General features: G+C 69.1%; 20 protein-coding genes and 2 pseudogenes. 4 read left to right on the top strand and 18 right to left on the bottom strand.

What is annotated here, in order from left to right; translation table 11 throughout:
* The first annotated feature begins 50 nt into the window (after positions 1–50).
* Positions 51–845, top strand: coding sequence for an IclR family transcriptional regulator C-terminal domain-containing protein (locus ACFY9S_RS28295; protein WP_391133449.1), 795 nt, complete (start codon positions 51–53; stop codon positions 843–845).
* Between the two features lie 75 nt (positions 846–920).
* On the opposite strand, the gene ACFY9S_RS28290 is transcribed toward ACFY9S_RS28295, so the two are convergent.
* The 6 genes from ACFY9S_RS28290 to ACFY9S_RS28265 all read right to left on the bottom strand — a co-directional run bounded on the left by ACFY9S_RS28290 (position 921) and on the right by ACFY9S_RS28265 (position 5,108).
* Positions 921–1,277, bottom strand: a complete 357-nt coding sequence (locus tag ACFY9S_RS28290) for a cupin domain-containing protein (RefSeq protein ID WP_391133446.1) — start codon at positions 1,275–1,277, stop codon at positions 921–923.
* Positions 1,274–2,047, bottom strand: coding sequence for an aldolase/citrate lyase family protein (locus ACFY9S_RS28285; RefSeq protein WP_391133443.1), 774 nt, complete (start codon positions 2,045–2,047; stop codon positions 1,274–1,276). The genes ACFY9S_RS28290 and ACFY9S_RS28285 overlap by 4 nt, the downstream gene beginning before the upstream one ends.
* Before the next feature lie 28 nt (positions 2,048–2,075).
* Positions 2,076–3,239, bottom strand: a complete 1,164-nt coding sequence (locus ACFY9S_RS28280; protein WP_391133440.1) for an amidohydrolase family protein — start codon at positions 3,237–3,239, stop codon at positions 2,076–2,078.
* 27 nt (positions 3,240–3,266) lie between these two features.
* A complete protein-coding gene (locus ACFY9S_RS28275; protein WP_391133437.1) occupies positions 3,267–4,127 on the bottom strand; it encodes a fumarylacetoacetate hydrolase family protein in 861 nt (286 codons plus the stop codon).
* Between the two features lie 148 nt (positions 4,128–4,275).
* Positions 4,276–4,671, bottom strand: coding sequence for a nuclear transport factor 2 family protein (locus tag ACFY9S_RS28270; protein ID WP_391133434.1), 396 nt, complete (start codon positions 4,669–4,671; stop codon positions 4,276–4,278).
* Positions 4,656–5,108 (bottom strand): VOC family protein, encoded by a 453-nt coding sequence (locus ACFY9S_RS28265; protein ID WP_391133431.1) that lies wholly within the window; start codon positions 5,106–5,108, stop codon positions 4,656–4,658. The genes ACFY9S_RS28270 and ACFY9S_RS28265 overlap by 16 nt, the downstream gene beginning before the upstream one ends.
* A 186-nt stretch (positions 5,109–5,294) precedes the next feature.
* Between ACFY9S_RS28265 and ACFY9S_RS28260 the strand changes: the two are divergent.
* Positions 5,295–6,328, top strand: a pseudogene (locus tag ACFY9S_RS28260) (aldo/keto reductase).
* A 74-nt stretch (positions 6,329–6,402) separates the two neighbouring features.
* Here the strand turns inward: ACFY9S_RS28260 and ACFY9S_RS28255 are convergent.
* The 11 genes from ACFY9S_RS28255 to ACFY9S_RS28205 all read right to left on the bottom strand — a co-directional run bounded on the left by ACFY9S_RS28255 (position 6,403) and on the right by ACFY9S_RS28205 (position 19,689).
* On the bottom strand, positions 6,403–7,371 hold the full coding sequence (locus tag ACFY9S_RS28255) for a bifunctional riboflavin kinase/FAD synthetase (RefSeq protein ID WP_391133428.1): 969 nt from the start codon (positions 7,369–7,371) through the stop codon (positions 6,403–6,405).
* Positions 7,372–7,451: 80 nt separating this feature from the next.
* Positions 7,452–8,360, bottom strand: coding sequence for an SUMF1/EgtB/PvdO family nonheme iron enzyme (locus tag ACFY9S_RS28250; RefSeq protein WP_391133424.1), 909 nt, complete (start codon positions 8,358–8,360; stop codon positions 7,452–7,454).
* Positions 8,361–8,611: 251 nt separating this feature from the next.
* Complete coding sequence (locus tag ACFY9S_RS28245) at positions 8,612–9,526, bottom strand: ABC transporter permease (RefSeq protein WP_391133420.1); 915 nt, start codon at positions 9,524–9,526, stop codon at positions 8,612–8,614.
* Positions 9,523–10,620 (bottom strand): ABC transporter permease, encoded by a 1,098-nt coding sequence (locus tag ACFY9S_RS28240; protein WP_391133417.1) that lies wholly within the window; start codon positions 10,618–10,620, stop codon positions 9,523–9,525. Before ACFY9S_RS28240 ends, ACFY9S_RS28245 begins: the two co-directional genes overlap by 4 nt.
* 77 nt (positions 10,621–10,697) lie before the next feature.
* The gene (locus ACFY9S_RS28235; protein WP_391133414.1) at positions 10,698–12,251 is read right to left on the bottom strand and encodes an ATP-binding cassette domain-containing protein; all 1,554 of its coding nucleotides are present in this window, start codon (positions 12,249–12,251) and stop codon (positions 10,698–10,700) included.
* Between the two features lie 29 nt (positions 12,252–12,280).
* Positions 12,281–13,372 (bottom strand): BMP family ABC transporter substrate-binding protein, encoded by a 1,092-nt coding sequence (locus ACFY9S_RS28230; RefSeq protein WP_391133410.1) that lies wholly within the window; start codon positions 13,370–13,372, stop codon positions 12,281–12,283.
* 784 nt (positions 13,373–14,156) lie between these two features.
* A complete protein-coding gene (locus tag ACFY9S_RS28225; protein ID WP_391133407.1) occupies positions 14,157–15,242 on the bottom strand; it encodes a BMP family ABC transporter substrate-binding protein in 1,086 nt (361 codons plus the stop codon).
* A gap of 693 nt (positions 15,243–15,935) precedes the next feature.
* Positions 15,936–17,315, bottom strand: coding sequence for an amidohydrolase family protein (locus ACFY9S_RS28220; RefSeq protein ID WP_391133404.1), 1,380 nt, complete (start codon positions 17,313–17,315; stop codon positions 15,936–15,938).
* Positions 17,312–18,334, bottom strand: a complete 1,023-nt coding sequence (locus ACFY9S_RS28215) for an alcohol dehydrogenase catalytic domain-containing protein (protein ID WP_391133401.1) — start codon at positions 18,332–18,334, stop codon at positions 17,312–17,314. Before ACFY9S_RS28215 ends, ACFY9S_RS28220 begins: the two co-directional genes overlap by 4 nt.
* A 234-nt stretch (positions 18,335–18,568) precedes the next feature.
* Positions 18,569–19,276 carry a helix-turn-helix domain-containing protein gene (locus tag ACFY9S_RS28210; RefSeq protein ID WP_391133398.1) on the bottom strand — a complete coding sequence of 236 codons (708 nt, stop codon included), beginning with the start codon at positions 19,274–19,276 and terminating at the stop codon, positions 18,569–18,571.
* Positions 19,273–19,689 carry a hypothetical protein gene (locus tag ACFY9S_RS28205; protein ID WP_391133396.1) on the bottom strand — a complete coding sequence of 139 codons (417 nt, stop codon included), beginning with the start codon at positions 19,687–19,689 and terminating at the stop codon, positions 19,273–19,275. The genes ACFY9S_RS28210 and ACFY9S_RS28205 overlap by 4 nt, the downstream gene beginning before the upstream one ends.
* A 643-nt stretch (positions 19,690–20,332) precedes the next feature.
* Between ACFY9S_RS28205 and ACFY9S_RS28200 the strand changes: the two genes are divergently transcribed.
* The gene (locus ACFY9S_RS28200; protein ID WP_391133393.1) at positions 20,333–22,804 is read left to right on the top strand and encodes a sulfatase-like hydrolase/transferase; all 2,472 of its coding nucleotides are present in this window, start codon (positions 20,333–20,335) and stop codon (positions 22,802–22,804) included.
* An 82-nt stretch (positions 22,805–22,886) separates the two neighbouring features.
* Here the strand turns inward: ACFY9S_RS28200 and ACFY9S_RS28195 are convergent, their stop codons facing one another.
* Positions 22,887–23,105, bottom strand: coding sequence for a hypothetical protein (locus ACFY9S_RS28195; RefSeq protein ID WP_391133390.1), 219 nt, complete (start codon positions 23,103–23,105; stop codon positions 22,887–22,889).
* Positions 23,106–24,074: 969 nt separating this feature from the next.
* Between ACFY9S_RS28195 and ACFY9S_RS28190 the strand changes: the two are divergent.
* Positions 24,075–24,273: pseudogene (locus ACFY9S_RS28190) on the top strand (NAD(P)(+) transhydrogenase (Re/Si-specific) subunit alpha); the annotation flags it as partial.

Genomic DNA, 24,273 nt, shown 5'->3' with positions numbered 1-24,273 from the left:
TCATTTGACGTCCCCATTATTGACTGGGCACGGACAGGAGCGAGAATTCCATGGCCACGAAGGCGCAGGGCGGCACCGGCGAGCAGGAGGGTCCGGACAGGACCGCGCCGACGATCCAGACGGTGCAGCGTGCGGCGCTGATCCTCGGCTCGTTCACGGTCGGCAAGCCGCACATGAGTCTCAACGAGATCACCGCGCGTCTCGGTGCGAGCAAGGCGACCGCGCACCGCTACACGAAGGCACTGCGGGCGGCGAACCTGCTGCGGTACGACGAGCGCACTTCGCTGTACTCCCTCGGGCCTCAGGTACTCACGCTCGCCACGGCGGCACGGGCCGGCCTGCCGATCGTCGCCGCCGCCGAGCCGTACATGGAGGAACTCGTCAGGCGCATCGACGAGACCATCGTGCTGTCGGTCTGGGACGGCGAGTCGGCGACCGTGGTGCGCTCGGTGGACAACACCGACCACATGGTGCGCATCAGCGTCCGCGTCGGCTCGCGCCTGAACCTCACGTCCTCGGCCCAGGGACGTGTCTTCCTCGCGTTCCTGCCCCCGGAGCAGGTGCCGACGCTGCCGCGCTCGGTCCGCAAATCCGAGCTGAACGAGGAGCTCGAAGCCATCCGGAAGCACGGTCTGTCGGTCAACTCCCCCACTGTCAACGGTGTTCGCACGGTCGCGGCGCCCATCTTCGAGGGCGACAAGATCAGCGGAACGCTGGCCATCGTCGGCACGACGGCGACCGTTGATGACGACGTCACGTCGCCGATGGCCCAGGCGTTGCTGGAGACCGCCCGGGCGTTGTCGCAGCGGCTGGGCACCTCTGAGGACTCGCCCAACGGCGGTTGACCTGGCTGTTACGACACCGGAGGGCCCACCGCCGATGCGGTGGGCCCTCTTTCGTGCTTGCACGGGATTCTCCGCTCAGGGGAGCAGGTCGGCCCTCGGCGGGACGAAGAAGTCGATGTTCACGCAGGGCGCCTCGGTGGGCTCCACGTAGTGCTCGCTGCCACGGGGAACCAGCAGGAAGGAGCCGGCAGGCATGTCATGTGCGACCCCGTCCACGTAGTAGTTCGCACGCCCCTCGGCGATGTGGACCAGCTGGTCGAAGTCCTCGTGCCGGTGCGGGTTCAGGGTCATGCCGATGTCGAGCTCGTGGTGGCAGATCATCACCTCGTCCGTCGCGTAGACCCGACGGCGGACCCCCGGCCGTACCTGGGTCACCGGCATCTCGTGCCAGTTGACGACGGTGTGGAACAGGGCCGCGTTGCGTGTGCTCACTGGTTGTCCTCTCCGGTGGCCGCCCGCAGGCCGGCCGCCAACATCTGCAGGTCCGATCCGACGACCAGGTAGTCGGCGTCACCGAGTCCCAGGTCCGACGCGGTGTTCCGGTTCGGCGCCCATCCGCCGAACGCCACCCCGGCGGAGCGGGCGGCGCCCCTGACCCGGTCCACCGCGGCGCTCAGCACCGCCGGGTCCGCCGGCAGGCCGAGGTCGACCGCGAGGTCGGTGCTGCCGACGAAGCACACGTCGAGGGCGGCGACCAGTTCCGGCAGCGGATCCGTCCGCGCCGTCTCGATCTGGCCCACCAGCACCGGCGGGTCGTCCTGCTCGGCACGCAGGAACCCGGCCAGTGGGGCCGCGCCGAAGCGGGCGGCCCTGTTGGCCAGGCTCACGGACCGGCTGCCGGCCGGAGCGAACCGGCTCGCCGCCAGGAGTGCCTCGGACTGGGCGAGGCGGGTGAGCATGGAGAGCTGGATTCCCGCCGCTCCGGCCTCCAGGAGCCGGTTGACCGCGGCGGCGTCCACCTCGGGGACGCGGACCAGGGCCGGCAGCCCGCACGCGTCGGCGTGGCGCACCAGGTCGACGGCGTCCCGCTCGGTGAGGGTGGAGTGTTCGAGGTCGACGACCACGAACGCGAACCCGGCCGCCGCGGCCAGTTCCACCACGTCGGGCGAGGCCAGCTTGACGAACGTGCCGACGGCGGGCGGCCCCGCCGTCAGGGCCGTGCGCAGTCGGCGCCGCTGCAGATGGACGTCACCGACGCTCATGGAGTCCTCCCTGGGATGTGCGGGCGTGTCACGCCGACTTCAGACCCCGCCACGGCACGATGTCGACCTCCTTGCCGCCGTGCAGCACCACGGTCGGCTCCAGGCGCGGCGCGACGATCGTGTTGCCGGCGGCGTCGGGCAGGCTGACCTCGTCGGTCCAGTCGACGACTGTGACGTCGGCCCGCCCGCCGACCTCCAGGCGCCCGTAGCCCTCGGCGTCGAGCCCGAGCAGCTGTGCGGGAGCGACAGTGGCCCGCCGGATGCATTCCTCCAGCGGCGCGCCCAGCGCGACCAGCTTGGAGATGCTGGTGAGCAGGTCGAACACCGGGCCGCGCCAGTTGCGGGCGCTGGTGTCGGAGCTGAGGACGTCGGGCAGGAATCCGTCGGCGATCGCCCGGCGTGCCACCTCGAAGCTGAGATTGCTCTTGCCGTGGGCCGAGTCGAACAGCACGCCGCGCTCACGGGCCGCGGTGACGGCGGGCTGGACGTGGTCGCCGTCGAGGATGCCGTACGGCTTGCCGGTGTAGCAGTGCGCCACGATGTCGCCGGGGCGCAGGTGGTCCAGGACGACGGGGAGCGGCTCCGAGGTCTCACCGATGTGCAGCATCAGCGGCAGACCGGCCTGTTCGGCCAGGGCCACGGACTTCTTCAGCAGCGATTCCCAGTTCTCGCCGACGACGTCCTCGGAGAGACGGATCTTGAAGCCACGGACGATGTCGGGGTGGGCCTCGGCGGTCGCGAGCGCGTCCTCGGGGACCAGGGTGTCGGGGTTCAGCAGCTCGCCGAACCTGAAGTCGATCAGGCCCAGCACCGAGACGTTGAGGAAGTTGACGATGCGCAGGGGGTTGGCTTCGACCACAAGCTTGCGGAAGGCCGCGAACGTCGAGGCGCCGGCCGTGCCGGCATCCGCCGCGGCGACCACGCCGCGACGCAGGTGGGCCTCCTCGGCGGGCGCGCCGACGGCGGAGACGTACTGGAAGATGTGGGTGTGGCCCTCGACGAGGCCCGGCAGCACGGTGGAGCCGGTGACGTCGATCGTGCGGGCCGCCTTCTCCGACAGACCCTCCCCGATGGCGGCGATGCGGTCACCGGTGACCGCCACGTCGAGCCGGGCGTGGGTGTCCGACGCCGGGTCGATGACGGTGCCGCCGGCCAGGACGAGGTCGTACGACGACAGGGAGGAGATGGACATCGAAGTGTGCTCCAGGGTGGGGAACGGTCAGCTGACCGGTTCGGTCAGCCGGTGGTCGTGCTGTGAGGCGTCCGTGGGACGGACGATGCGGGTGACGAGGGGCAGCACGCCGTCCACCTCGACGCGTACCTCGTCGCCGTCGGCGAGGAAGCACGCGCGGTCCTGGCCGGTGCCGGCCGGGGTTCCGGTGAGGACGACGTCGCCGGGTTCGAGCGCGGCGAACCACGACAGCCTGCTGAGCAGATCGGGAACCGGGAAGATCATTCCGTCGCTGGTGTCGTCCTGGACGAGCTCACCGTTGACCCGGGTCCGTAGGCGGATTCCGTGGCGGTCCTCGAGGTCGTCGGAGCTGTAGATCGACGGGCCGAGCGGGGTGAAACCCGGGTAGCTCTTGGCGAGAGCGGGCGTCCCCGTGATGCGCATGACATCACGGGCCGTCATGTCGTTGGCCGCGGTGATGCCGGCGATCGAGGGCCAGACCTCGGACTCGGCCGCCTGGTGCAGTCGGCGTCCCACGACGACCGCGATCTCCCCCTCGTAGTCGGGTTCCGTCACGGACTGCGGGATCACCACCTGCGCGCCGGGGCTCGAAACGCCGGACGATGCGGCCAGGTACAGGATCGGCTGCTCGGGCAGTCCGCGGCCGGTGCTGACCGCCTTCGACAGGTAGTTGAGGCCAATGCCCCACACCGCGCGGGGACGGCCCAGCGGCGCCAGGAGCGTGGCCTCGTCGAACGGGATGCGCCGGCGCACCGCGCAGCACGCCAGGCCCCGCAGCGAGCCGTCCTGCTCCAGGACCGCACCAACGTTCGGAAAAACCGTGTCCAACAGGGAGACGGCCTCGTCCTCGATCCGGCCCAAGCCAGCGTCCGTCATCACTACTCGCATGGCGAGCATCTTTCAATGCGAGATGGCATCGTGTCAAGCGATACGCAAGCACGGGGTGCGGACACGCCGACACCCCGTCCGCACGGCAGTCGGACGGGGTGTCAACGTGCTGGTCAGAGGGCTGATTCGGGCGTTCGGACGATGGCCGTCAGGCGAGCTGTCGCTGCACCTCGCCGCTGTCCCAGTAGTCCGTACGGTGCGTGACGAGACCGTCGGCGACGGTGAACAGGAAGACCCCGCGTACACGCACGGGGCGATCGCCCGCGGAACGCATCCGGAACGTCATGACGTACGGCACCGCCGCCGACTCACCGTCGACGAGGAAGCGCTCGGGCGCGTAGTGCAGGTCCCCGAAGTTCTCGAGGAACCCGGGCAGCGCCGCGCGGTACTCAGCGCGGCCCCTGCGGCTGCGACCCGTCGACGACGTGTGTTCGTTGACGAAGTCCTCGGCCACGCAGGCGGCCACGGCATCGGCGTCGTGCGCGTTCAACGCCGCGAGATACGCCTCGACCGCGGCGCGGGTGTCGTTCAGGACGAACCCCACTTCTGCCGGACCGTGTCGAAGACACGCTGGTCGTGGGAGATCTCGACGACATTGCCATCGGGGTCCTTCAGGGCGCAGATGTAGCCGATGGGATCGGGCATCTGCCGAGGCTCCCAGTGCAGGCAGCCCAGTTCACGGGCCCTGTCCGCGAGCGCGTCGACGTCCGCGCGCTCCGGCACCTCGATGCCGATGTGCGCGAACGGGTGCAGCAGGCCTTGCTGGGTGCCCTTGTCCTTGTTGAACGACACCAGGACGAGCACGAACGGTGTCTCGGCCTGCTGGTCGTTGGAGAGCCAGACGCTTTCGCCGTCGGCGTCCTTGAACCGCTCGACGACGACCAGGGGAGTCAGCGAGGTGTAGAACTCGATCGCCTTGTCGAGATCGCCGGTCGGCAGCGCGACATGAGTCCAGCGGGCCGAGGTGAGACCGGTGGCCACGGTACCTCCAAAGAGTGGTGCGATTTTCCTCGAGCGTAGGTCTGCGCGCCCCCTCAGGTCGATGTGCTGCGGACACAACGCGTACGCCGGGAACGCTGCCCCCGCGCGACATCGGATCCGGGCCTGGCGCCGTGGGAACCTGCGGCACGACAGCGACGGGAGTCGCCAGGGGAAGACGAGGGAAACGTGCACTACCGGATTCTGGGCGGGACGGGCATCGAGGTGAGCGAGCTCTGCCTCGGGACGATGATGTTCGACGCCTGGGGCAATACAGACGAGGCGGAGTGCCGCCGCATGGTGGCGACGGCGCTGCACGCCGGGGTCAACTTCATCGACACCGCTGACGTGTACGCGTTCGGCGAGTCGGAGGAGATCCTCGGCCGGGCGCTGAAGGGACGGCGCGACGACGTCGTACTGGTGTCGAAGTTCCACAACCAGATGCCCGGAGGTCCGCTGGACCGCAACCGGCGCGGCAATTCCCGGCTGTGGATCATGCGCGCCGTGGAGAACAGCCTGCGACGGCTGCGCACGGACCACCTCGACGTGTACCTGGTCCACCGTCCCGATCCGGAGACCGACATCGAGGAGACGCTCGTGCGCTCAGCGACCTGGTGCGGGCGGGCAAGGTGCGGGCGATCGGCACGTCGAGCTTCGCGGCCGAGGAGATCGTGGAGGCGCAGTGGGCGGCGCGGCGCGCCGGCCGCGAGCGGTTCACCGTCGAACAGCTGTCGTACTCGATCCTGGCTCGGCACCCGGAGGCCGCCGCCCTGCCCATCGCGCAGCGGCACCGTATGGGCGTCATGGTCTGGAGCCCGCTGAACGGCGGCTGGCTGACGGGCAAGTACCGGGCCGGCGCGGAACCGGCGGCGGACTCGCGCGCGCGGACCCACGGCGACCACTTCGACTTCGCCGACGACGAAGTGCGCGAACGCAAGCTTGCTGTTGTCGAGGAGCTCGTGCGCCTCGCCGCCGACGAGGGCTGCACGCTCGTCGAGCTAGCCCTGCGGTTCGTGCTCGCCCATCCCGGCGTCACTTCGGCCGTCATGGGACCGCGCACCCACGACCAGCTCCTGACACAGCTCAGAGCGGTGGACCGGCCGCTGTCGGCCAAGACGCTGGACCGGATCGACACCCTCGTCGCACCGGGCGGCGTGCTCAACCCCAGCGACGTCGGCTACACGCCGCCCGCGCTGGAGATCGCGGCGCTGCGCCGACGGTGACGCATGGGGCGCGCTTCCACGGCGGATGCCGGCAGCGTGCCGGGTCCGCCGTGCCCCTCCCGCCGCTCCGGCCCCTACGTCGGCCGGCCCGAGACCGCCTCGTACGCCTCGATGAGCTCGCGTGACCGCTTCACGTCGCCCGCGATGGCATCGAGGAGGGCCTCGATCGAGTCGAACTTCGCCTGTCCGCGGACGAAGGCGAGGAGGTCGACGGTGACGTGCATGCCGTACAGGTCAAGACCGACGCGGTCGATGGCATGGGCCTCGAAGGAGCGTTCCGTACCGTCGAAATGAGGCTTCGTGCCGATGGAGACCGCGGCGGGCATCGCGTCACCCCCAGCGCGCAGCCACCCGGCGTAGACACCGTCCGCGGGGATGGCGGTGTGCGGCAGCGTCTCGACGTTGGCGGTCGGGAAACCGAGCTCGCGACCGCGCTGAGCACCGCGGACGACGACCCCCTCGACACGGTGCGGACGGCCGAGGACCTCGGCGGCGCCCTGGACGTCGCCCTCGGCGACGAGGCGGCGGGTCAGGGTGGACGAGAAGGGCTCGCCGCCGCCGGCCTCCCCGCGTATGACCAGGTCGACGACCTCGACCTCGTAGTCATAGCTGTGACCGAGCTCGGCGAGGACGGCGACGTTGCCGGCGGCCCTGTGCCCGAAGCGGAAGTTGGGGCCTTCGACGACCCACTTGGCATGCAGCCTCTCGACGAGAACTCTCAGGACGAAATCCGCCGGCGACAGCCTCGCGAACTCCTCGGTGAAGGGGAGGATGAGCAAGACGTCGACGCCGTGTTCTGCCATCAGTTCCGCACGCCGGTGGCGCGGGGCGAGCAGTGGAGGGCGGCTGCCGGGACGTACGACCTCGCGTGGGCGCGGGTCGAACGCGACGACGACAGAGGGGACTCCGAGCTCCCTGGCACGGTCCACCGCTCGGCCGACGATCAGCTGATGCCCCCGGTGCACACCGTCGTAGGAGCCGATGGTGACCACGCTGCGCCCCCAGTCGTGCGGGATGTCCTTGAAGCCATGCCATTGCTGCAACCTGTCCACTCCTTGAGCCTGTGTCCGTGGTATCCGAATGTCCACGCCGCCACCGCCCATCCCCGGGCGCTCCGCGGGAGTCAGAGATCCGCGGCGACGCGGAAGCCGACGTTGCCGCTTGAACTGTCGGGGTCGTTCCCGGTTCGCGCGGCGACGCGGTACCGGTTGCAGTACGAGGCGTGGCACAGGTAGGAACCGCCGCGCATCGCGCGGCTGGTGTGAGCCGGATCGAATTGGTTGGCGCACCATTCCCACACATTGCCGGCCACGTTGTACAGCCCGAACCCGTTCGGCTGGTAGGCATCAACCGGGGCGGTTCCGGTGTAGCCGTCCTCGGCGGTGTTGTGCACCGGGAAGCGGCCCTGCCAGATGTTGCATCGATGCTGCCCGTCGGGGGTGAGCTCGTCACCCCACGGGTAGCGTGCCTGGTCGAGCCCGCCACGTGCGGCGTACTCCCACTCGTCTTCGGTGGGCAGGCGGCATCCGGCCCAGGCACAGAACGCGGTGGCGTCGTTCCAGGAAATGTGCACGACGGGGTGGTCCCAGCGCCCTTCGAGACCGCTGCCAGGTCCCTCCGGGGTTGCCCAGTAGGCCCCTGCCACCCCGCACCACCAGGGTGTCCGCTGTGGGCGTGGTGAGACCTTGCGGAGCTCGCCGGGCAGAAACTTGGCGAACACGTAACTCCACCCGTACCGCTCGGCATCCGTGCGGTAGCCGGTCACGGAGACGAACTCGGCGAAGCGCGCGTTCGACACGCAATGTGCGTCGATGACGAACGGCGCCACGGTCACCTCGCGCACCGGGCCTTCGCTGTCCTCGGGAAACCCGTCGCGGTCGTCGGTGCCCATCCGGAAGATCCCACCGGGCAACGCGATCAGCGCACCGATATCGCGGCCGTCCTTCGGTACTCGCTCAGCCCGGCCCTGATGGCCCCCGCGGCCCGGAGCACAACATCCTGCCATTTCGCTATCCCTTCTGCTTCCGCCCATCCGTGGGACTGGCTCACTGTTTCGATCATGTCCGGCTGTGATCGCGGACCACCTCCGCGAGCCGCGGGCCGACGGGTGTGTCTGACGCCAGGCGCGGTGGACTGTCGACCTGGCCGACCGCATGCCCGGCGGCTGGTCCTGCTTCCTCGGCTCGCCGTTCCCCGACCGATCGCCATGATCTCGATCGGGAGCCCGCGGACACCCACCCCTTGTGGCAGTGGGCGCCGATGTCCCTGCCGCATCCCTGGCGCTCAGGTCGACCCACGCTGGAAGGGCCGGCACAGCGCGGCGGGCTGCCGGTGCTGGGTGGTGAACAGCACCATGGCGAGGAGCGCGAGCAGATACGGGGCTGCGACGAGCAGTTCGGCGTTGAGGGTGATCCCGAGCGCCGGGAGAGCCAGCCGCAGCGCGTCGGACAGGCCAAACAGCAGGCAGCCGAGCATGGCCCTGCCGAGCCGCCACGCCCCGAAGATCACCGCGGCGATGACGATGAATCCTCGCCCTGCGGTCATGTCCTGGTTGAACGATCCGACCTCGCCGACCGCGAGGTACGCGCCACCGAGACCGGACAGTGCGCCGCACCACAGCAGGGCCTGCCGACGCCGCACGTTCACCTTGATGCCCGTGACGTCTGCGGCCTGCGGGTTCTCCCCGACCGCCCGCAGTTCCAGGCCCCAGCGACTGCGCTCCACCAGCCACCAGGTGAGCGGCACCAGCGCGAAGAGGAGGAAGGCGGGCCAGCGCTGGGAGAACAGCGGCTTGCCGATGAGTGGGATGTCCTGAAGCAGCGGGATCGACAGTACTGCGACCTGGTGCGAGACGAACTGCTCCGCGGTGATCAGGTAGCTCGTCAGCCCGAGCAACAGCGCGTTCAGCACAAGACCGACCGCGAAGGTGTTGATCTGTGCCCGGTGGGAGAGGTTGCCGTGTACGAAGCCGAGGATCAGGCCGACCACGACGCCGGCCACGAGGCCGATGGTGGCACTGCCGGACGCGCTGGCGGTGGCGACCGAGGTGAACGCGGCGCCCAGCATCATCGCCTCGACGGAGATGTTCATGGTGCCGGCGCGCTCGGCCAGGTACTCACCGCAGGCGGCGAACGCCAGCGGCACGGTCAGCCGGACACCGCTGGAGAGAATGGTCGCGGTGTCTTCGAGAACGCTCATGAGGCTGACTCCACCTTGGTCGGGACAACGGGCACGGGGCGCGCCGTGGTCGGCGCGGCACCGCGGCGGCGGCGCCAGAGGTCGATGAGGACGGGCGGCGCGACGAACGCGAGGACGAGCAACGCCTTGACGATGTCGACGAGGTAGTACGGCACACCGGTGGTGGACAGGAAGTTGCCGCCCGCGCGCAGCACGCCGAACAGGAACGCCACCGGGATCGTGGCCAGGGGCCGGTTGCGCGCGACGAGCGCGACGAGCAGACCGTCCCAGCCGACGTTGTCCGACACTCCGGCCGTCAGCCGGTTGGTGCCGATCGGGCTGGCCACCAGCAGCCCGCCGGCCAGCCCCGCGAGGGCGCCGGACACCGCCAGGGTGAGGCCGCCGACCGCGCCCACGCGGACACCGGCGTGCTTGGCCGTCACCGGGTTGAGTCCGACCATGCGCGCCTTGAAGCCCCAGCGGCTGCGGGTGAGGAGGATGAAGACTCCGGCCGCGGCGATGAGCGCGAGGAACAGGCCGGTGTTCAGCTGCAGCGACGGGTACTGTCCGAAGGTGGCGAGCTGGGCGTTGGCCGGCAGGGGGTTGGACTGCGCGTCAGCCATGTCGGAGGCACTCACGGTCTCCTGCAGCAGCCACTGCGTCCCGACGGCGAACGAGATGACTTGGACGGCGACGAACGACATCAGCAGGGTGCTGACCGCGATGTTGACTCCGCGGTAACGGTGCATCAGGGCGCTGAGACCGGCCCAGACGCCACCGCCGACGGCCGCGGCGATCAGTACCACGACGGCCAGCATCGGGCCGGGCAGGGCCAGTCTCAGCCCGACCCAGGCTCCGGCTAGAGCACCGATGAGTACCTGTCCCTCCTGGCCGATGTTGACCGTGCCGGTGGTCGTGCAGATACACATACCCACCGCGACCAGCAGCAGAGGCGCCGCGTTGAGCAGCGTGGTCGTCCATCCGTCGGCATTGGCCAGACTTCCTTTCCAGATCGCGTCCAGCGCGGCACTCGGCGAGAGACCGGTCAGTACGAGCAGCAGCGCGGACACACCGGCGGCGAGGAGTACGAGCAGGACGGTCAGGCCAGTTGTCATCCAGCCACCGCGCCTTGGCCTGAGCTGTGCGAGGAGACGACGGCCGAGCTCGTCCGGGCCGGGCCGGGATGCTGCGCTCATGCGGCCTCACCGCCGACCAGCATGCCGAGCCGCTCGGGGGTCGCCTCCGAGACGGGGAGCAGTCCTGTGATCCGCCCGGAGGAGATCACCGCCATCCAGGTCGCAAGGGCCATGACTTCCTCGAATTCGGTGGATATGAGCAGCACACCGACGCCTTCCGCGGCCGCCTTGCGCAGCCGGGAATACATGCTCTCGATGGCACCGACGTCCAGCCCGTGAGTGGGCTGCGCGGCCACCAGGACGCGGGTGTCACCGGACAGTTCCCGGGCGAGTACGACCCGCTGTTGGTTACCGCCGGAGAGGCTGCGAACGGGCAGGTCCAGCGAGGGAGTGAAGATGTCGAACTCCTCGGCGAGGCGGCGCGCCTCGGCCTGCATCGCGGCCCGCCGCACCAGGAAGCGGCCACTGACCTCGGACAGCGACTTCATCGCCAGGTTCTCGGCGATACTCATGTCGAGAACGACACCGCTTTGGTGCCGGTCCTCCGGCACGATGCCCAGACCGGCCTTGGTGAGCGCGCCGGGCCGGGTCACGTCGACGCTCTGTCCGGCGACCTCGACGGTCCCCGCGGTCGGCACGACAAGACCCGACAGGACATCGCCCAGCGTCGCCTGGCCGTTGCCCTCGACGCCGTAGAGGGCGACGATCTCCCCCGCGCCCACGGTCAGATCCACGCCGTCGAGGCGCTTCACCCCGCCTTCCTCGACGGTGAGTCCCTCAAGACGCAGGACGGCCGGCTGCCGGGCCCGGGTCTCGCTGCCGGTGCTCGTGGTCCGCACCGGCAGCATGCCGAGGGCGGCAGCCTCCTCGCCCAGCGACACCTCCCTGCCCACCATCTGCCTGGCGAGTTCCGCCGCGGTGGTCTCGGCGGTGACCGTCCGGTGGGTGACGCGTCCCTTGCGCAGGACCGTCACACGGTCCGTGGCCTGGGCGATCTCGGCGAGCTTGTGGCTGATCAGAATCACAGCGCGTCCCTCCTCCCGCACCACCCGGCGGAGTACGGCGAACAACTCCTCCGACTCCGCCTGGGTCAGCACCGAGGTCGGCTCGTCCAGGATCAGGATCTGGGGGTCACGCCGCAGGCACTTGATCACCTCGACGCGCTGCCGCTGGCCGGCCGAGAGGGCGTCGACACGCGCTTCGGGGTCGATCGGCAGTCCATACCGGGCGGAGACGTCGGCGATGTCGGCGCAGATGGCCTGCTTGTTCACCTTGCCGGTGTCGCCGAGTGCCACGTTCTCCCACACGGTCAGCCTGCTGATGAGGCTGAAATGCTGGTGCACCATGCCGATGCCCAGCTCGGCCGCTTCCTGCGGACTGTCCAGCGCGACCTGCTCGCCGCGCACCAGGACGGCGCCGGCGTCTCGCCGGACCAGCCCGAGCAGGACCTTCATCAGACTGGATTTGCCCGCCCCGTTCTCACCCAGGAGTCCGTGGATCTCGCCGGCGTCGACCATGAGGTCCACGCCGTCGCAGGCTGTGACGGAACCGTAGGACTTCGTGATGCCTCGCAGTTCAAGCACCGGAACCGCTGAGGTCGTCGCTGTCATCGCTGATCTTCCTTGTCGGTATCGGTACGTCAGCTGAGGCGCTTGACTTCGGCGTCTGCGTCGATCTCCTTGTTACCGATCTTCTTCATGAACTCGGTCAGCTTCTTCGCCTCGTCGCCCTTGGGGTCGCAGAACTTCACCGCTGGATAGGGGTCGACGCCCATCTGCCACACGCGGGTCGTGCCCATCTTGAGGTTGTTCTTGGCGAACTCCTCCAGCGCGGCGAGGAAGTAGGAACCGGGGCTGAACAGCACCGAGATGTCGAACTTCGGGTCGGTGGAGGAGCAGCGGTCGGTGCCGGGGGTGAGGGTCATCACGCCGTTGGCGTTGGCCAGTTTCGTCGCGGCGTCGGTCGCGCCGCCCAGGTTGGGGTAGATCAGTTTGGCGCCCTGGCTGATCTGCGCCTGCATGGCTTCCTTGGCCTTGGCCGAGTCGTTGTAGTCGCCGGTGTAGGTGACGAGCACCTTGGCGTTGGGGATGACCTCGCGAATGCCGGCGGTGAAGGCCCTGGCGCCGGCGACGCTGAAAGCCGCCTTGGGGCCGGTGACGAAGCCGGCCGTGGTGACGCCGGCGGCCTTCATCTTCAGGCCCGCGGCATAGCCGCCGGCGAGCTGGGTCTGGTTGGGGTTGTCGGTGGACAGTAGAATCTTCGGGGACTCGGTGACGACGCCCTTCGCCGCCGGTACGTACCAGGCGGTCTTGGCGCATACCGGTTCCTCGGAGGCCGGGATGGCGGCCTTGAGGTCGGTCCCGCCGAGCGCGATCAGGTCGACGTGCTGCTGGCACAGCGCGCGCGCCGCGCTGAGCCCGTCGGTCGCGTCCACGCTGCCGCGCTTGATGACCGTCCAGCCCTGCTTTTTGGCGAAGGCCTCCGCCGAGTCGACGAAGCTCTGGTAAAAGCCGCGGTCGTTGATGTCGCCGGGGCTGAGGACACCGATGACGACCTTGCCGTCGCCGTTGACATCGGGCTCCTTCAGGGGCAGGCCCTTGCCGTCGGCCGCCTGGTCGGTCGCCGTGGGTGCCGTCGCCGAGTTGCTGGCGCAGGCGGAGAGCGCGAGGGCTCCTGCGAGGGCGAGGCCGACCGCGGCCCGACGACGCCGCAGGGTGCTGGCAGTAGTCATGTCCGTGTTCCGTTCACTGGATGGCACCGCCGTGTGGAGGCGGAGGTGGAATGAGGAAGAGTGGTCGCCGGTTCAGCGGGTCGGCCGGCCACATCAGGTTTTGCGTGGAGGCAGGGTTCTGGTGGAAAGGGCTGCTCAATCCCGGCCAAGGACCAGGGGAACCCCATTCGCCCGACCGCTTCGAACCGCCTCCACGACCTGAGGCGGACATGATCGAGTCACTGGTGATGACACAGACGACTTGGGCGAGCATGTGTACGCCCGAGAAGCCGGCGGTTTGTGATGTGGTCGCCCGGGTCGATCACCTCGTGCACGCGGCACTGCAGGCGGGCGGGGCTTTCGGCCGACGACAGGGTGTCGACGATGTGGGAGTGCACAGGCCACCGGTCGGCGGTGCCCAGCGTACTCGCGGGCCACCGAGGTGCGAAGGGGCCGCCGCCAAGATGAACTGAGGTCAGCGGCGGTTCGCCGTTGACCGGCATGTAGCGGCGGTACCACTGGTTGCGGCCGCAAGCCCTTCTTCTTCGCTGGCTCAAACCCGGGTGTGTCGATGACGTTCAACGGGTGTTCTCCCTCACTGGGTGGCCAGCCGGCTCCGTCCGCCGGGCCGCGCGGGCCGGGTGGGGCCTGCTTCGACGCTCCGACGAGGGCGGGAGAGCGGCGGACCGCTCGGCGGCAGCCGCTGCGATTGCCACGAGGTCGATGCCGGGCACCGCCCCTCTTGGACCAGCCTGAGCCGCTGAGGTTGTCGGTGTGAACCGATCTTCCTCGTGGTCTCGGTAGGTCAGCCGAGGCGCTTGACCTCGGCCATCGGGTCGATCTCCTTGTTACCGATCTTCTTCATGAACTCGGCCAGCTTCTTGGCCTTGTCGCCCTCGGGGTCGCAGAACTTCACCGTCGGGTAGGGGTCGACGCCGAGCTGCCACACGCGCGTCGTGCCCATCTTCAAGTTGTTCTTGGCGAACTCCTCCAGAGCGGCGCGGAAGTAGTCACCCGGGTTGAAGATCACTGCAATGTCGAACTTCGGGTTGGTCGAGTCACACCGGTCCGTGCCCGGGGTGAGGGTCACCACGCCGTTGGCGTTCGCCAGCCGCGCCGCGGCGTCGGTCGCGCCGCCCAGGTAGGGGTAGATGACCTTGGTGCCCTGGCTGATCTGTGCCTGCATGGCCTCCTTGGCCTTCGCCGAATCGTTGAAATCGCCGGTGTAGGTGCTCGTCACGGTGGCCCTCGGGACGACCTCCCGGATCCCGGCCTGGAAGGCCTTGGCGGCGAGGACGCTGAAGGATGCCTTGTTGCCGGTGACGAACCCGGCCTTGGTGTAGCCGGCGGCCTTCATCTTCAGGCCCGCGGCGTAGCCGGCGGCGAGCAGGCTCTGGTTGGGGTCGTCGGTGGACAGCAGGATTCGCGGGGTCTGGGTGACGACGCCCGCCGCCGCCGGCATGTACCAGGCGGTCTTGGCGCAGACCGGTTCCTCGGAGGCCGGGACGGCGCTCTTGAGCTCGGTCGCGCCGAGCGCGACGAGGTCGACGTGCTGCTGGCACAGCGCGCGCGCCGCGCTGAGCGCGTCCGTCGTGGACACACTGCCGCGCTTGACGATCGTCCAGCCCTTCTGCTTGGCGAAGTCGTCCGCCGAGTCGACGAAGCTCTGGTAGTAGCCGTGGTCGTTGATGTCGCCGGGGCTGAGGACACCGATGACGACCTTGCCGTCGCCGTTGACATCGGGCTCCCTCAGCGCCGGACCGCTGCCGCCGCTCTCCGCCGCCTTGGGCGCCGTCGCCGCGTTGCCGGCGCAGCCGGACAGCGCGAGGGCTCCCGCGAGGGCGAGGCCGACCGCAGTCCGACGAGGCCACAGCGTGCCTTTCGTGGTCATGAGCGTTGTTCCATTCACTGGGTGGCACCGCTGCGTCAGGGCGGTGGTGAATCGGGGGAAGTGGTGGTCGGTTGAGCAGGTCAGCCGAGATGGTTCACTTCGGCCTGGGAGGCACGGTTCTGGTGGAAGAGGGACTCCTCATCCGCGGCCAGGAACTGCGGGGACCCCATCCGCCCGACCGCTCGGACCGGGTGGGGTCGATGCGGCCCGGGTGGTGACGGAGGCGTCGGCGGTGACGCAGACGGGCTCGGTGGGTGTGGGCACCCGTGTTGATCGTCTCGTGCACGTGGCACTCCGGGTGGGCGGGCGATCGGCCAGCCGACTGCGGGTCCACGGCCTGGGAGAGGACCCGTCGCCGGTCGGCGAGGTCCATCGCGCTGGCGCCGCTGGGGTACTCACGGGCCACCGCCTCGGTGGGCTCGGCGCTCTCGACGGTCGGGACATTCATGTAGAGCCAGGTAGCAGCCTTGGGTTTGGTGGGGTGCTGCCGCTGAGCACCGGCGTAACCGCGATCAGCGGTGATTCGCCGATGACTGGCATGTCGTAGCCGTTCGGCGTGACATCGGTCCCTACCGCCGGGGCGAGCGTTCTGCTAGTCGCGATCTGCGGCGGTACCACCGGTTGCGGCAGCAGGCATGACTCTCCGGCGGCGGAACCCCAGACATGTGGATGACCTTCAACGGCCGGTCTCCTTCACTGAGTGGCTGCTGGCTCGGTGGGCCAGGTCGGTCGGGGAGTGATACCGGCTCGCCGCAAGAGGGCGGCGGACCGCTCGGCGGCAGCCGCGGCGACGGCCTCGAGGTCGACGCCGGTCGGTCGCCGGTCACGGAGGACCACGCGGCCGTCGACCAGCACGTCCCGGACGGTGCGCGACACGTGGCCCCATACGAGCTGGCGAGCGAGGTCGCCCCGGGGTGTCCAGGCGGGGTCGTGAGTGTCGAGCACGACGATGTCGGCGGCCTTGCCGACCTCGAGGGAACCGATCCGTTCGCCGAGACCGATCGCCCGGGCGCCGTCGATCGTCGCGAGGGCGAAAGCCTGCTCGGCGCGGATCGGGTCGGGCAGATCATGGTCCCGTTCGAGGCCGACGAACAGGTAGGCCGCCAGGAGGACGTCCGGGGCGTCGCCGGCGTTGTGCGCGTCGCAGCCCAGTGCCACCCGGCCGCCCCGCCGCACAAGTTCGGCGTGGCGGGAAGCACGGGTGTATCCCTGGGCGAGACGTAGGTAGGCCCCCGGGCAGGCGGCGACCGCTGTACCGGACTCGAGGATCGCATCGACCTCCGCGTCGTCGAGCCACACGGCGTGCCCCAGCAGCAGGCGCGGGCCGAGGACTCCCAACTCGCGGTAGTGGACCACCGGCCGACGTGCGCAGCGCCGGGCGTACGCCTCGATGTCGGCGGGTCCCGGCGAGACGTGCCAGGTCAGTCCGGTGTCGAGCCGCTCGGCCAGGCTCGCCGCCCCGGCGAAGAGCTCGTCGCTGGCCAGGTCGTGGCCGACGAGCGTGACCCACCCGGTGACCGGCCCCGTGGCCGGCAAGGACCGGACGATGTCCTCCTGCCTGGAGAGCACCTCGTCGGCGGGAGCACTGAACGGCACGCCCTCGGCGTCCCAGCCCCAGCCCCCGACCCGGGCGCGGATACCCGCGGCGCCCAACCCCGTGGCGACTCGTTCCGGGTAGGCCACCGTGCCCGGCTCCAGCACCGTGGTGATGCCGCGGGACAGGCAGTCGACCGCCGTGACGGTGGCGGACAGCTCGTCATCGTCACCGTCTGCGTGGGCATGTAGTGGGACGATCCAGTCGAATATCGACTCCTGCGAACTGATGTGGTCCGGGATCATGCTGCGCACGAGTGGGTCGACGGTCGTGTGCTGGTGGGCGTCGACCAGGCCCGGGATCACCACACAGCCCGACGCGTTGATCTCCCGCGCCCCCGGGAAGCGGGCGCGAAGGTCGTCGGCCGTGCCGAGCGCGGCGATGCTGTCTCCGGATACGGCGACCGTCGCACCGGTCAGGACCCGCCGAGCGGAGTCCATCGTGACGACGTCGCCACCTACGATCAGCAGGTCGGTCATGGCTCGATCACGACCTTCCCGATGGTGTCGCGGGTGCCGAACACGTCCCAGGCTTCGGCCATGTCCTCGAGCGGGAACCGGGCGGCGGTAGGCAGGTACAGGCCGGCGGCGAAGCAGGCTGACATGGCGGCGCCGAAGTCGACCGATGTGTAGCCGCCGACACCCAGCAGTTTGAGGCCACGGTGGAAGACCTCCCTGAGCGAGAACGACACCTGGTCACCACTGGTGCTGCCCATCAGGAGCAGACGCCCGCGGATGCCGAGGCAGTCCAGTGAGGTGCGCCAGGTTTCGGCACCGACGTGGTCCAGGACCAGGTCCGCGCCGACGCCGTCGGTGAAGACCGTGATCGTCTTGACGGCGTCCGGGTCACCGTTGCGCAGGACCAGGTCCGCGCCGGCCGCGTTGGCCGCGGCCAGCTTCGCGTCGGTGCTGGCGAACGCGACGACCGAGGCCCCGGCCCGCTTGGCCAGCGTGATGGCCGCCAGGCTGACGGAACTCGCACCGCCGTGCACGACAAGGGTCTCACCTGCGGCGAGCGACCCGACCGTGTGCACCGCGTACCAAGCCGTCGCGAAGGCAGTGGGGAGGGTGACGGCCGCGGAGAGCGGCATGGAATCAGGGAGTGGAACGATCGAGTCCGCGGACACAAGCACATATTCCGCCAGTGCGCCGGGGGCGTTGGCGCCGAGGATGCGCGGGCTGACACAGTACGCACGATCGCCCACCGCGCAGTATGGGCAACAGCCGCAGCCCTGGGTGGGATCGGCGATGACCCGGTCACCGGAGACGATCGAGCTGACCGCGGATCCGGTGGCCACCACCGTTCCGGTGAAGTCCATGCCCGGCACGTGCGGAAGGCGGAAACCGGGGATCACGGCCGGCCCCCTGAGCTGCTGCAGGTCCAGCCGGTTGAGTCCGCAGTACGCGACCTCGACGACGACGTCGCCAGGTCCGCACACCGGCTCCGGGATGTCCTGCAGAAACATGGCCTCGGGCCCGCCGAAATCGGTCTGCACCATGGCTCGCACCGTGCAGCCTCCTCACTCTGTCCCGTCTCGCATTGCGAGGCGGTGGAACGTATTGCGAGGTACTCTGCCTCCGCCGACCGGTGCTGTCAACGCTCCTGCGCTACATCTTGGTTTCGCCGGAGTTTCCCCTGCTCGGAAGGCTCATAGCGCACGCTGAGGGGGTGTGGGAGCGAGCACACGGGCAGGCGCGCCGCCGGGCCGGGCGGCCGCGCATCGCAGACCGGGTCAGCGTCCGGCGGACATCGGCTCGTCGTCGCCAAGCCGCCACTGGTCGTCGGCAGCGAGCAGGTCCAGGGCCGTGAGCGCCAAGTGCAGTTCCGCCGAGGCGGTCGGGAGCAGGGGGTCCGAGCCGAGGAGGCTCTTGATCTGGCGCACCCGGTAGCCCATCGAGTTGCGGTGCAGCTGGAGTTGTTCGGAGACGCTCTGCCGACTGCCTCTCTCGGCCAGCCAGGCGCGCAGAGTGGCCATCAGCTCCGGACGCTGCCGGATCGGCCCGAGATGCGCCTCGCCGTATGCCTCGAGTCGCGCGGGCGGAAGGGGCAAGAGTACCTGGACGACTCCGCAGCGGTCGAAGGTGAGCAGCGAGACGCGCTGGGTCCGGGCCAACCGGAGCAGCCTTTCGGCCTCGGTGAAGGACCGGGCCAGGCCGCCCGGTGAGTCGGGGTGGGAGCCGCTTGCCGCGACGACGTCATGGTCAGCGGACTCGTCGCCCGTCATGAGGCGCAGCCGGTTCCGCAGGCGGGCCAGCACCGCCTCGCCCGGCACGACCGTCCACGCCGTACGCCCCTCCTGCCGCACCGGATGTCCCAGCCAGGTGAGGGCCGTGGACCAGGCGCGCAGGCGGGAGCCGCCGTAGCGCAGTACGGCAGCGGCCAGGGGTCCCTGTAGATCAGTACCCAGTGCCGTGGCCGCCGCGTGCACCGAGCGGCTCACCGTCCCGGACCGCAGGACGGCGACGACGTCGGCCGGTGTGGGCTGCGGCGGCGGATCAGCGGAGCCCTCCCCCGCGGACGGCGTCGATGAGCAGCGCGGTGCAGGATCACGTCGACCCGTTCGTCGACCATGTGCTGCAGCTGCCGGGACTGCTTGCCCGCGTCCGCCTCGGCGTTGGCGTACTCGACCCGGCCCTGGCCGCGGGTGAGGGATTCGACCTTCGCCTCGATGATGGGGTAGTGGAATGTCTCGTACTGGGGGCTCGTGTTCTCCGGCAGCAGCAGCCCCACTGTGATGTCGTTGCCCTTGGTCGGACTTACGTCGCCGCTGCTCCCCGTCGCGCGGAGCGCGCCGCAGCCGACGAGCGGGCCGGCGATCGTGATGACGGCCAGGGACATGGCAATACGACGCATCGGAAGCTCACTTCAGGGTGTGGTCCGGTCGTGGGCAAGGCAATCAGCCCACCAGCTGGAAAGCCGGCGCGGAGGCGGCCCTCAACAGCAAGTTGCAGCAATATACGATATACCGTTCCGCGATGCGAAACGTGGGAGTAGTCGCCCGCATGCTTCGACGCCATCACGGGGTGTTTGCAGCCTGCCCCGATGCCGGCGGGAGCGCCGGACTGGGGTCAGCCAGCACAACACGCCCCAACGGTGCTGCGACGCCGCTGGGCTCTGGTGCCTTGACTTACAAGCACGGGGGCACGGCCTCCTGACCCTGAGCACCTCATGACTTGTCGGGCGACCACCGGCCCGGCAGCATCTCGTCGATGCGCCCCTTTGCTCCGGGGGTGATACGCCGCCCCGGGAAACCGGATCCACCGGCAGATAGACCGGCCGCGACTCCCGCACCCCGTCACTTCAGCACCGACAACGACTGTTCCCACCCGATCTGCTCGATGATCACCACCGCGGGCATCCGCGGGTACTGCGCCAGGAACGCAGGGACCAGCCGCGGCTGGAAACGGCAGTCGACACCCCGACAGGACCAACCGGACGACCAGCGAGAATGCATCCCACCTCTGACTCGCAGCGCAAGCGACCAGCGCTTTTCGAGATGGAAATCTCTTCCGTCGCCCCCTTGGTCGGCTGGGTGGTCTGCGCTACCATGACGCCACATATCGCAAAGCGAGACATCATCTCACATTACGAGAGAACGCCAGATCGCGGCGCTCGTCACGGAGCCATCCGAACGCGCTGGGCTGCAAACGATGGGCCGCCGCCTCGGCTGCTACTCGCCCGGCATCGCGCGCGACCGCGCACTGTGGCCAGCGGTTCTCCGGGCAGAGAAATGAGGCAAAGAATGGGCAACAAGTTCGAGCCGGCTTTTGCTGGCGTCATCCGCGAAACGGTCGCGGAATCGACGCCCTGGCAGGCGCCGGTAGCTCACCCGGGGCCAGAAGCCCCGAACATCGCGGTGATCGTCCTCGACGATGTGGGGTTCGCGCAGTTCGGGTGTTTCGGAGGTGCCATCGAGACGCCGACCATCGACCGGCTCGCGGCCGAGGGGACCCGGTACACGAACCTGCACGTCACACCCTTGTGCTCGCCGACCCGAGCGTGCCTGCTCAGCGGACGCAACCATCACTCGGTCGGCATGGGCATGCTCGCCGGCTTCCCGTCGGGCTTCCCGAACGGGCGGGAATCCGTCTCGCACCGTGCACCGATGCTGCCCTCGCTCCTGCAGCAGGCCGGCTACCGCACCTACGCGATAGGCAAATGGCACCTCACTCCGATGAAGGAGATGAAGCCGTCGGGTCCCTTCGACCACTGGCCCCTGCGCAAGGGCTTCGACCGGTTCTACGGATTCCTGGGCGGCGAAACCGACCAGTACAGGCCCAACCTGGTGCGGGACAACCACTACATCGACCCGCCGCACGAGGACTATCACCTCAGTGAGGACCTGGCGGACGCCGCGCTGCAAATGGTGAAGGATCATCGTTCAGGAGATCCGGACCGCCCCTTCTTCACGTACCTGGCGTTCGGCGCCGGCCACGGACCGCACCAGGTACCCGAGCCGTATCGCAGCAAGTACCGCGGGCGGTTCGACGAGGGCTGGGACGCCGAACGGGACCGTGTCTTCCAGCGTCAGCTCGCCACCGGTGTCGTTCCTGCCGGTACCCAGCTGCCGGAGCCCAACCCGGACGTGCCTCGCTGGGAGGACCTCACCGCGGAGCAGAAGCCGCTCATGGCGCGCTTCGCCGAGATCTACGCCGGCTACATCGAGCACGCCGACGCACAGATCGGCCGGTTCCTCGACGGGCTGGCCGCGCTCGGCGCCGACGAGAACACACTCGTCATGGTCGTGTCTGACAACGGCGCTTCCGGGGAGGCCGGCGAGTCCGGCACCTGGAACGAGCTGATCGCGCTGAACGGCTTCCCGCCGGTGGACGACACCTCGGTCGCGCGCATCGATGAGCTGGGTTCGCCCACCACCTATCCGCTGTACCCGGCAGGATGGGCTCAGGCGGGCAACACGCCGTGCAAGCTGTACAAGCACTACACCTTCGGCGGCGGCGTCCGCGCTCCGCTCGTCGTCCACTGGCCGGGCCGCACCGGCGAGGCCGGCCGGGTGCACGACGCGTTCCTGCATGCCATCGACATCACACCGACACTGCTCGAGGTCGCAGGCGTCAGCGCCCCTGAGCATGATGACCGGATTCCGTTCCACGGCGTGCCGTTCTCACTCGCAGGCGAAGACAAGACCTCGGCCTCCGAGCGCACCCAGTACTTCGAGATGGGCGGGCACAGGGGTCTCTACAAGAACGGCTGGAAGGCCGTCACCCTGCACGAGACCGGCGTCAAGTATGCCGACGACCAGTGGGAGCTCTACCACCTCGACGCAGACTTCTCCGAGGTCGACGACCTCGCTGCCCAGGAGCCCGAGCGCCTGAAGGACATGGTCGACACGTGGTGGCGCGAGGCGCACCGGTTCGGCGTGCTGCCCCTTGACGACCGCTTCGTCGAGCGCTCGGCGCGCCCCGATCCGCAGCCCACGCTCGTCTACTACCAGGGGGCCGAGCGGATCGCCGAATCGTCCGTCCCTTCCCTGCTGCGTGCGGCCTGGACGATGTCGACGAAACTGACTGACTACGCCGGCCAGGAGGGGGTGATCTTCTCCTTCGGCGGGACGTTCGGTGGGTTCGTCATGCACATCGCCGACGGTTCGGCGCGGCTGGACTTCAACTACTTCGGCGAGGTGTACGACACCCTCGAACTGGGCCCGCTGCCGGCCGGCACCCTTGATCTGAACGTCCTTTATCGTCCCACCACCGGTGGCGGCGCCTGCGTGGAGCTGTCCACGCCCGGCCTGGCATCGGTACGCGCGACCATTGACCGTGTGGTGCCGTACTACACGGGCGGCAACGGCCTCAGCGTAGGACGCGATCCGCTGGCGCCGGTGGTCACGGCACCGTCGGCTGGACGGGCGTACTCGGGCCACTTCGGCCATGTGCGCTTCGATCTGGACCTCGACGGAGCGCTGAAGGACGACGGCGGCCTCATGGCCTCATGGATCGCCGCGGACTGAGGGTTGACATGGCAACGGGGCTCCCGGCAGGACAGAAGATCGAACAAGATCCGGCTGTCTGCAAGGGAGCCCCGTTGGGCGCTCAGTGTGCCATCGCTGCTGCTGCAATCGTCATTTCGACGACCCGCCCGGTGTCCCCTCGAAGCCGCCGAAGGCGGTTGGAGCCGCAGTTCGGCATCCCAATCCGGCGCGGCGTCCTCTCTGAGGGATCACCCCCGAAGTGCCCGAAGTAGTCGACGAGGTTCTGCCCGATCGGCTGGCCGAGATGCAGGCCCATGATGAAGAAGATGGCCGCCGCCATGGTGTCGCCGTAGTCGTCTGTACGCAGACCACGCACCAGGACGAAGCCCCGGCCGGCGTCCCTCTGGGCCGCGCACTCCTCGTTGAGGGCACGACAGGCATCGAACGGGTAGTCGGCAGCGGTGACGGTGCGCAGGTCGGGGTCCTCGGCGACGAAGCGCCGACCCAGGCCCTCCAGCTCGGCGCGCTCGGCGTCACTGAGGACGTAGATCCACGCAGAGGACTTGGACAGCTCGTCGCCGCGCCAGGCGAACGGTCCGGAGACCCCCTGAGGGGGCAGTAGTGGTCAAGGTGATGCACTCCTCGCGAACATAAGCGAAGGACTGTCGGCGAAGGCCGAACGGCGAAGTCTTCGGTGCGGCACTTGTTCGTGACGCCGCGACGAGTCCTCAGAACGGGGTCTGACTCGCCAGCGGGAGTGCCGGCGCGCAGGCCTTCGCGGGGCGGGCAGTACCTGAGCGGCTCGTCCTAGCTCCGGCGGCCGGCGCACGACACGAGGAAGGTACCGGTCAGGGCGACAGGCTCCCACCTTCTCAAGAAGTGTGCCAACCGTATGAGGGGTTGCAACTAGGATCAATATATGAGACGCCATCTTGCAATGCAGTATGAACATGGCTTAATTTGCTGGCGATGTCGTTCTGCGGCGACCCCACCCCTGCCTGGCTTACCGGCCCGCACCCGCAGGCCCAAACCCGCGCCGCCGAGCTCCTGCCGACAACAGGCCGATTCGGCGACACCGTCCGGGGACCACAGCCAGGGCATCGCCGCAGAAGTCTTGCAAAGGCGCGCCAACGGTCGGCATGTCGCCTGAGCCACACAGAGCGTCCGGCGGAACCGTGATCCGGCGAGATTCACAATCGCCCACCACTCGTTCGGCGGGAGCGCCTCGAAGGTGGCGGCACTGATTCATGAAGCCCCCGGGCAGCGAACAGGCACACAGCAGCCATGTCCACTGCGAGAGAGGAAGACGATGGTCCCAGCGGAACCGCAACCCCAGCGGATCGGCATACCGGCCGAGTCCACTGCGGGCGAGACTAGGGTGGCGGCGACGCCGGCCACCGTGGGGAGACTTGCCGCGCTCGGGTACGACGTGGTGGTCGAACCGGGAGCGGGAGCCTCGTCCCGCTTCTCCGACACGGCCTACCAGGAGGCGGGCGCTCAACTCGGCG

The sequence above is a fragment of the Streptomyces sp. NPDC012474 genome (genome assembly GCF_042955185.1).
Taxonomy (GTDB): Bacteria; Actinomycetota; Actinomycetes; order Streptomycetales; family Streptomycetaceae; genus Streptomyces; species Streptomyces cahuitamycinicus.
This window is presented reverse-complemented; position numbering and strand designations above follow the sequence as displayed.

Coding starts and splice junctions, on each gene's coding strand:
- ACFY9S_RS28250 (WP_391133424.1), bottom strand. CDS start 8,360: ATGGGCGGAAGCAGAAGGGATAGCGAAATGGCAGGATGTTGTGCTCCG.
- ACFY9S_RS28235 (WP_391133414.1), bottom strand. CDS start 12,251: ATGACAGCGACGACCTCAGCGGTTCCGGTGCTTGAACTGCGAGGCATC.
- ACFY9S_RS28280 (WP_391133440.1), bottom strand. CDS start 3,239: ATGTCCATCTCCTCCCTGTCGTCGTACGACCTCGTCCTGGCCGGCGGC.
- ACFY9S_RS28195 (WP_391133390.1), bottom strand. CDS start 23,105: ATGGCGGCGGCCATCTTCTTCATCATGGGCCTGCATCTCGGCCAGCCG.
- ACFY9S_RS28220 (WP_391133404.1), bottom strand. CDS start 17,315: ATGACCGACCTGCTGATCGTAGGTGGCGACGTCGTCACGATGGACTCC.
- ACFY9S_RS28205 (WP_391133396.1), bottom strand. CDS start 19,689: ATGCGTCGTATTGCCATGTCCCTGGCCGTCATCACGATCGCCGGCCCG.
- ACFY9S_RS28285 (WP_391133443.1), bottom strand. CDS start 2,047: ATGAGCGTCGGTGACGTCCATCTGCAGCGGCGCCGACTGCGCACGGCC.
- ACFY9S_RS28240 (WP_391133417.1), bottom strand. CDS start 10,620: ATGACAACTGGCCTGACCGTCCTGCTCGTACTCCTCGCCGCCGGTGTG.
- ACFY9S_RS28230 (WP_391133410.1), bottom strand. CDS start 13,372: ATGACTACTGCCAGCACCCTGCGGCGTCGTCGGGCCGCGGTCGGCCTC.
- ACFY9S_RS28275 (WP_391133437.1), bottom strand. CDS start 4,127: ATGCGAGTAGTGATGACGGACGCTGGCTTGGGCCGGATCGAGGACGAG.
- ACFY9S_RS28295 (WP_391133449.1), top strand. CDS start 51: ATGGCCACGAAGGCGCAGGGCGGCACCGGCGAGCAGGAGGGTCCGGAC.
- ACFY9S_RS28245 (WP_391133420.1), bottom strand. CDS start 9,526: ATGAGCGTTCTCGAAGACACCGCGACCATTCTCTCCAGCGGTGTCCGG.
- ACFY9S_RS28225 (WP_391133407.1), bottom strand. CDS start 15,242: ATGACCACGAAAGGCACGCTGTGGCCTCGTCGGACTGCGGTCGGCCTC.
- ACFY9S_RS28200 (WP_391133393.1), top strand. CDS start 20,333: ATGGAAATCTCTTCCGTCGCCCCCTTGGTCGGCTGGGTGGTCTGCGCT.
- ACFY9S_RS28215 (WP_391133401.1), bottom strand. CDS start 18,334: ATGGTGCAGACCGATTTCGGCGGGCCCGAGGCCATGTTTCTGCAGGAC.